This window comes from Mordavella massiliensis, assembly GCF_016901695.1.
GTDB classification, from domain to species: Bacteria; Bacillota; Clostridia; order Lachnospirales; family Lachnospiraceae; genus Claveliimonas; species Claveliimonas massiliensis_A.
The window spans coordinates 56,832-64,007 of sequence record NZ_JACJKS010000013.1; the positions used below are offsets into that span (position 1 = coordinate 56,832).

Consider the following 7,176-nt stretch of genomic DNA (forward strand, 5'->3'; position numbering starts at 1 on the left):
GGTTCCCCGCTATTTACTCTCTCTCAAACACTTTCTCCCCGCCCACATAGGTGGCAAGGATCTTCACATCCCGCAGCTCTTCCTCATCCGCGAGGGCAAAGATGTCCCGGTCCGGCATGATGAAATCCGCCAGCATCCCCTCCCGGATCCTGCCCTTTACGGCTTCCTCTCCGGAGGCGTAGGCGCCCTCCACCGTGTAGGCCCGGACCGCCTGCTCCACGGTCATCTTCTCCTCCGGCCGGTAGACCATCACGCCTGCGCCGGTCAGGTTCTTCCGGGTCACCGCCGTGTAGATATTTGGCATGGGCTCACAGGACTCCACCGGGCAGTCTGTGCCGAAGGACACATGGACACCCTTGTCGGCCAGCGTCTTCCAGGCGTAGGACGTATCTGCCATATCCCCGGTCCTGTCCCGGACGATGTGCATGTCGTAGTCAATAAAGACAGGCTGCACGAGAGCCATCACATCCTGCTGCCGGAAACGGTCCAGCAATGCCTCGTCCGTGATCTGCACGTGGACGATGCCGTCCCGGAACTTCTCCCCCGGCCGCTTCGCCTTGTCCCGCTCCAGCGCGTCCAGTACCATCTCGATGGCCCGGTCGCCGATAGCGTGCACCAGCACCGGGTAACCCAGGTCGTGGGCTGTCCCCACCAGATGATCCAGCTCCTCCTCCGTGAAGATGGTCAGGCCGCAGGTGGACGGATCGTCCGCGTACGGCCTGCGAAGCCCCGCCGTCCTGGCTCCCAGGGAACCGTCGTCCAGCAGCTTGATGCCGGTGATGCGCAGGCGATGGTCGTCCCCGCCGTACCGGAAGCCGTCCCCGTGGTACTTCCGGATCAGCTCCGGCCTCTGCCGCAGGCTCTGCTCACAGATCCTAAGCTTCAGCCTGCCGCTCTCCATGAGGTCCCGGTACACGGAAAAGAGCATGCCGTAGTCCTCATCCGGCACGAATCCGATGTCGTCTGTCTGGACGGTGGCCAGCCCGTAGGAGAAGGCCTCCTCCTGGGCTTTCAGGATGATGTCCTCCAGGATCTGCCGGTTCAGGATATGGATCCGGGAGCGGATCTCATCCAGCGCCCGCTCGCGGAATACCCCGAGGGGCTCCCCCGCCTCGTCCGTCAGCGCGAAGGCGCCGTACTCCCGCACCTTCTCCTTCGTGATCCCCAGCCGCTGCATGCCAGCCGAGCTGAGCACGCCCACGTGCTCGCACACCCGCAGGACCAGCACCGGCACGCCGGGCGCCGCCTCGTCCAGGTCCCGGGCGCAGGGGTACCGCTTCTCCCCCTCGGTAAACAGGTCCTGGTTCCAGCCGGTCCCCTCCATCCAGGAGGTGTCGGCGCCGCCCCGCTCCTTCGCCCTCCGGCGGATGCGCTCCCGGATCTCGCGGATGCCGGAGGCGCCGTTTAAGTCCACATTGATGAAATGCTTGGCAAACCCGATGAAATGCATGTGGGAGTCATTGAAGGCTGGAAGGACACACCGCCCCGCCAGGTCTGTGACGGCGGCGCGCTCCCCTTCCGCCTCCAGCTTCCGGGCGTACACGCGCGCCTCTTCGCCGGTCCCCACAAAGGAAAATCTGCCGTCCCGCACGGCGAACGCCTCCGCCTGCGGCCTGTCTTCATCCATGGTGACCGCCTTCGCATTGATAAAGATCTCTGTCATCTCTTACCGCTTCCCTTCCTACAGGATACTTCTTTTTACAAGTTCCCTGAAAATGCCCAGCTGCTCCTCGTTGCCGCAGGAGGCCATCATCTCCGGATGCCACTGCACGCCCAGGATGAACTGGCCGTCTTCCATGTATTCCAGCGCCTCCACAATGCCGTCCGACGCAGTGGCTGTCACTGTCAGCTGGCCGGGCACGGCCTTCACCGCCTGGTGATGCCAGGAATTCACAAAGGTACCGTCCGGCAGGATCTCCGCCAGCAGGCTGCCGTCCCGGATCCGGATCCGGTGGGTGCCGTTGTACCGCTCCGTATTCTGCGTGTGCTTGATGCACCTCTCCCGCTGGGATGGAATATCCTGGTAGAGCGTGCCGCCAAAGCAGATGTTGATGATCTGCATGCCCTTGCAGATGCCGAGCACCGGCTTTTTGCACCGCAGCGCTTCCTTGAGAAGCCTCAGGTCATAGGTGTCGATCTCCCGCATGGAGTACCCCTGGCCCTGGATGCCTTCTTCCCCGTAGAGGACCGGATCCACGTCCGCGCCGCCGGAGAGGATGATGGCATCGCAGAGCGCCGCATGGGCCCGGATCACATCCGGGTCCGCGCTCACCGGCAGGAGCAGGGGGATGCCCCCCGCCTTCTCCACGCTGGACGTATAGTCTGTGTGGATATACTGCCGCAGGTTCCCGGTGAACACACCGTCGTTCTCAATGGGCGTCAGATTGCCCGATATACCGATCACTGGCCTACGCATCTTCCTTCTCCTCCTCACCGTATTTCTTTCTGAAATAAATATAGAAGAATATACCCACTACCGGGACGATCAGCCCCGTCAGCGCTGTCACCGGATCCTCCAGCAGGTTGTTGACCATCAGGCCCACAAAGAGGATGACCGTGATGACGACAGAGACCGGATAGAGCCATACTTTGTAGGGTCTCTCCAGATCCGGATACTTGCGCCTGTACACAAAGACCGCCGTCACAGCCAGGCAGTTGAAGAGCATGCCGCAGAACACCACGAGGGATGTCAGCTGATCCAGGTTCCGCAGGCACACGAGGATGATGGAAATGATCATCTGCGAGAAGAGGCTGGCTGCCGGCACGCCGTTCCTGTTGAGTGTGCCAAGCTTCTTAAAGAAGATCTTCTCAGCCGACATGGCGTAGTAGATCCGGGAGAATGCCAGCACCATGCCGTTCAGGCAGTTAAACATGGCAAGCAGCATGCCGATCAGCACGATGACCTTGCCGGCCACGCCGAACAGCCGCTCTGCCACTGTGGTCCCAAGATACAGGCTGCCGCTCTCGATCATGCTCTTCGCCTCATCCAGCGGGATCACCCGCAGCAGGGAGTAGTTAAAGAGGGCGTAGAAGATGGCCACGCCGCCGATGCCCAGGATGATGGCCAGCGGCAGGTTCCGCTTCACGTTCTTGATCTCCTCGGCCACGGCGTTCAGGTTCGTCCAGCCCTCATAAGCCCAGAGGGAGGCCACCGTTGCGAACGCGATCATGCCGAACAGGGAGCCCGCTGTGACCGGGGATCCGTCCGCTGCGGCCGCCGGTACCGGCGTAAGGTCCGGAGAATGGTTTCCAAGGGCCAGGGCGCCGATCATGATGATGAAGATGGGGAGCAGCTTTGCCACCATAAAGACGGTCTGCAGGTTGGACGCTCCCTTTACGCCCCGCAGGTTAAACAGGGTCAGCAGCACGATGAGGGCGATGGCGATCAGCTTGATGTGAAGCTGGGTGAGCCCCGGGATAAAGTCCACCAGCGCGGTGGGGATAGCCACTGCGATGGCTGCGATGGAGCCGGAGCTGGCCAGGATCCACTGGGTGAACCCGTACATGAAGCCGAGCACCGGATGGTACGCTTTGCTCAGGTAGACGAGCTGGCCGCCTGCCTTGGGATCCGATGCGCCCAGCTCCGCGAAGCACAGCCCGCCGAGCAGGGACACGAGACCGCCCACAAGCCAGCAGATCAGGGCGAGGCCCAGGCTGTAGCCGGACCTTTGCAGCACGTAGGATCCGAGGTAAAAGATACCGGATCCGATCATGATGCCGCAGATCACGCTCATACCTCCGAAGAGGCCGATCTCTTTCTTAAATCCGGTTTCCTGTGGTTTCTGTTTCATTTGTAACCTCCTTGCATTCCTTTAGCATATATTTATTTTAATCTCCGCGAAGCGGAAGTTAAAATCACTCTCTCTCCTCCGGCGCCCCCGCCGCGCACTCCCGGATCATCTCCCGGAGCACGATGGCGCCGGCCTGGCAGTCCTCTCTGGATGTGTACTCCTCCCTGCGGTGGGAGAGGCCGTCCTTTGAGGGGACAAAGATCATCCCGATGGGGCACAGACCGGAGAAATTCATGCTGTCATGTCCGGCGCCGCTCATCAGGCGCCGGCATGCCAAGCCCTGCTCCCGGCAGATCCGCTCTGCCATCTCCCGGAGCCGGCCGTCGCAGGGAGCCGCCGGCAGCGCCTGTTCCAGCGTGCGTGTGATCCGGACGCGCTCCGTGTGCTCCAGCTCTGCCTCGAAGTGCGCCATCTCCTCCATGATCTCACGGATGTCCGCGTCCCGCACGCTCCGGATATCCAGGGAAAACTCTGCGCTCTGGCAGATGATGTTGCAGGCGCCGGGGCGGACCTCCACACAGCCCACCGTGGCCACGCAGTTCTCTCTTTGCCGCGCCAGTTCCGTCACCTTCAGGATCCAGCGGCTCATGGCAGGCACCGGGTCCCGTCTTGCGCCCATGGGCGTCGCGCCGGCATGGGCGCTGCACCCTTCGATCCGCACCGTGTACCGCTCCAGACCGGCGATCCCCTCCACGGCGCCCACGGTGCACCCGCTTTCCTCAAGGACGCTCCCCTGCTCGATGTGAAGCTCCAGCATAGCGGCCGGCTCGATCCGGCACGTGTCCAGGCGCCCGGGATCAAGACCGCTCGCGCGCATGGCGTCGCCAAGCGTGATCCCGCTTTCATCCCGGGAGGAAAGCCCCTCCGGCTCCGCCTTGCCGCACATGGACCGGCTGCCGATCATGCCGTATCCGAAGCGGTTGCCCTCCTCATCTTTAAAACCCACGACCCAGACCGGACGGGCAGGCCTGAAGCCCTCCTCCCGCAGGCAGCGCACCGACTCGATAGCCGCCAGAAGTCCCAGGCACCCGTCGAATGCGCCGCCCTCCAGGACCGTATCATAGTGGGACCCGGCTACGAGCGGCCGCGCATCATACTCCTGTCCGCTTTCCGGGCCGTCCGCCGGCTCCCATCTGCCGATGAGGTTGCCAGCCGCGTCCCGGGACACGGAAATCCCCGCTTCCTCCATATAGCGCCAGAGCAGGGCTTCTGCCTGCCTGTCTTCCTCTGTAAACGGGAACCGCGTGATGCTGCCGTCTGCATTTCTTCCGATACGGGACAGCTCCTGCAGATGATCCCAGAGCAGCGGCATCTCTTCTTTCATATACCTTCACCGACCTTTCCAAAATACGCATTATTATAACACATCTGCCGGCTGCCGGTAAATGTATATTTTCGACAAAACAGAGCCCCATCTAAAATCTGTGCCCGCATTTCGGACAGAACGCAAAGTCTCCCTGCGCCGTGTAGCCGCAGTTCGGGCAGCGCTTCTCCCGGCTGCCCCAGCCATTCTGTCCGTACGGGTCGTACGGTCCTGCCTGGACCGGTTGAAGATCCGCCGGCTGTATCTCCAGATCCTCTCCTCTGGCTATACGCCTCCCCACTTCCGGATCTAAGCGGTACACTGTCCCGCAGCAGCTCATCCGCACAAAATATTCCTTATTCCATTTGAAACAGGGGATGAAGAACAGGGACAGGGCCGTATACGTCATATAGACTTCATACCTGCCGTACCGTCCGCACCGGCTGCAGATAACCATCTGGTTGAACCGGAGATCCTTTCTCCCGCCTGTGATCCCTATAATAAAAAACATAGCACACTCTCCTTTTTATCCGCCTAAAGCTCCAGGATCCTTGTCAGATCCACAGCCGGCTTCTCCCAGGTCGACGGATCCTCCCCGTCATACTGCTCAAGGAAAGCGATCACCTGATCCGTCAGGTAGGGCGGCGTGGATGCTCCGGAGGAGACGGCAGCCTTCCTCTTCCCCCGCAAAACAGAAACATCCAGGTCGTCCAGGCTCCCGATCATGTGGACTTCCCTCCCGTCGCTGGCGATGGATGCCAGCTTCCTCGTATTGTTGGAACGTGGATCCCCTACGATAAAAGCGATATCCACATCCCGGTCCATGTGACGGATAGCCTCCTGGCGCACCTTTGTGGCCGCGCATGTCTCCTTCTCCACCGTCACGTGCGCGAGCGTCTGCCGGGCGTAGTCGCACAGGTCCTGCACGTCATAGAGGGACATGGTCGTCTGGTTCGTGATGACGTAGCGCTTGTTTGGATCCAGCGTCCCGAAGTCTTCCCTGCCGCTGATCAGATGGACCTTCTCCTCATCGATGGAGACGGCCCCCTCTGCCTCCGGGTGTCCTTTTTTCCCGATGTACAGGATCTCAAAGCCATCCCGCAGCCTCGCCCGGATCAGGTCGTGGGTCTTGATGACGTCCAGGCAGGAGGCGTCGATCACATGCAGCCCTTTTTCGCGGGCTTTTGCGAACACCTGCTCCCCCGCCCCGTGTGCCGTGATGATGACGGTGCCCTCCTCAATCTCATCCAGGAGCTCCAGTCGTGTCCTGTCCGGGTGATCGACCGTGCGGATCCCCATCTTCTCCAGCGCGTCCACAATATACTGGTTGTGGACGATCATGCCCAGTATGACAACCGGCTGTTTCGCATTCCTGGCCTTCCTGGCCATGTCAATGGCGCGGACAACGCCCTTGCAGTATCCCCTCGGTGTGATCGCCTGTACTTCCATCGTTCCGTAACCTCCTGCCGCTTTGCACTTCATGTTAGTACAGTCTAGCACATTCTCTGTGCCAATGCAAAAGAAGGTGTGACAAAATCATCAAATCAGATGATGATTAAGCGACACCTTCTCTCTTCTTATAAGAAAATCAGGAGACTGTCCCTGGATGACCCATTCACTTTCCCTCCCGCGCTTCTTCCGCCGCACACAGATCTATGATCTCCCGGATCCGTTCCTCTGACTCATCCAGCAGCTCCGCAAGCTCGGCAGCCTGCATACCTCTGGACAGGTTTTTCTGCACCTGCCTGCGCAGTAACTGCTCCTTCCCTTTCTCGATCCCGGCCTCGCGCTCCTGCTGCATATGCCTCTCCTGATCATATTCAAATATACTCATCGCTCTCGCCTCCGCCCTGTGCTCCATCAGGAAGTCCTTCAGCACACCTTCCCTGATGCATTCATCCATCGCGCGGTCCACTGCCTCCGGGAGCTCCATCGTCTCCGTGTAGATCCGGCATCTCATCCTTCCCGTTATAAAAGATAAGAAACTCCGGCGCCGGGATCTGTATGATCGTCTCTCCGTACAGGTTCTCTTTCACAGTCATCCTGGAATACAGATGCGAAATATAAAGCAGAAACCGCAGC

The 7,176-nt window shown here is 60.5% G+C and carries 7 protein-coding genes; all 7 read right to left on the reverse strand.

From position 1 onward, the window contains the following. Positions 1 to 13: 13 nt before the first annotated feature. Positions 14 to 1,663 carry an amidohydrolase gene (locus H6A20_RS09590; RefSeq protein ID WP_204906905.1) on the reverse strand — a complete coding sequence of 550 codons (1,650 nt, stop codon included), beginning with the start codon at positions 1,661 to 1,663 and terminating at the stop codon, positions 14 to 16. 18 nt (positions 1,664 to 1,681) lie between these two features. Next, the gene (locus H6A20_RS09595; RefSeq protein WP_204906906.1) at positions 1,682 to 2,416 is read right to left on the reverse strand and encodes a gamma-glutamyl-gamma-aminobutyrate hydrolase family protein; all 735 of its coding nucleotides are present in this window, start codon (positions 2,414 to 2,416) and stop codon (positions 1,682 to 1,684) included. After that, positions 2,409 to 3,791, reverse strand: a complete 1,383-nt coding sequence (locus tag H6A20_RS09600; RefSeq protein ID WP_204906907.1) for an APC family permease — start codon at positions 3,789 to 3,791, stop codon at positions 2,409 to 2,411. Before H6A20_RS09600 ends, H6A20_RS09595 begins: the two co-directional genes overlap by 8 nt. A 64-nt stretch (positions 3,792 to 3,855) precedes the next feature. Beyond that, positions 3,856 to 5,115, reverse strand: a complete 1,260-nt coding sequence (locus H6A20_RS09605; protein ID WP_204906908.1) for a M20 family metallo-hydrolase — start codon at positions 5,113 to 5,115, stop codon at positions 3,856 to 3,858. A gap of 91 nt (positions 5,116 to 5,206) precedes the next feature. Next, positions 5,207 to 5,605 (reverse strand): zinc ribbon domain-containing protein, encoded by a 399-nt coding sequence (locus H6A20_RS09610; RefSeq protein WP_204906909.1) that lies wholly within the window; start codon positions 5,603 to 5,605, stop codon positions 5,207 to 5,209. A gap of 23 nt (positions 5,606 to 5,628) precedes the next feature. Then, on the reverse strand, positions 5,629 to 6,543 hold the full coding sequence (locus H6A20_RS09615) for a 4-hydroxy-3-methylbut-2-enyl diphosphate reductase (RefSeq protein WP_204906910.1): 915 nt from the start codon (positions 6,541 to 6,543) through the stop codon (positions 5,629 to 5,631). A 166-nt stretch (positions 6,544 to 6,709) separates the two neighbouring features. Next, complete coding sequence (locus H6A20_RS09620; RefSeq protein ID WP_243426196.1) at positions 6,710 to 7,054, reverse strand: hypothetical protein; 345 nt, start codon at positions 7,052 to 7,054, stop codon at positions 6,710 to 6,712. Positions 7,055 to 7,176: the final 122 nt, after the last annotated feature.

What these genes read in the sequence shown, in the direction of transcription:
- H6A20_RS09605 (WP_204906908.1), bottom strand. Translation starts at nt 5,115, where the DNA reads ATGAAAGAAGAGATGCCGCTGCTCTGGGATCATCTGCAGGAGCTGTCC.
- H6A20_RS09620 (WP_243426196.1), bottom strand. Translation starts at nt 7,054, where the DNA reads ATGAGATGCCGGATCTACACGGAGACGATGGAGCTCCCGGAGGCAGTG.
- H6A20_RS09590 (WP_204906905.1), bottom strand. Translation starts at nt 1,663, where the DNA reads ATGACAGAGATCTTTATCAATGCGAAGGCGGTCACCATGGATGAAGAC.
- H6A20_RS09610 (WP_204906909.1), bottom strand. Translation starts at nt 5,605, where the DNA reads ATGTTTTTTATTATAGGGATCACAGGCGGGAGAAAGGATCTCCGGTTC.
- H6A20_RS09615 (WP_204906910.1), bottom strand. Translation starts at nt 6,543, where the DNA reads ATGGAAGTACAGGCGATCACACCGAGGGGATACTGCAAGGGCGTTGTC.
- H6A20_RS09600 (WP_204906907.1), bottom strand. Translation starts at nt 3,791, where the DNA reads ATGAAACAGAAACCACAGGAAACCGGATTTAAGAAAGAGATCGGCCTC.
- H6A20_RS09595 (WP_204906906.1), bottom strand. Translation starts at nt 2,416, where the DNA reads ATGCGTAGGCCAGTGATCGGTATATCGGGCAATCTGACGCCCATTGAG.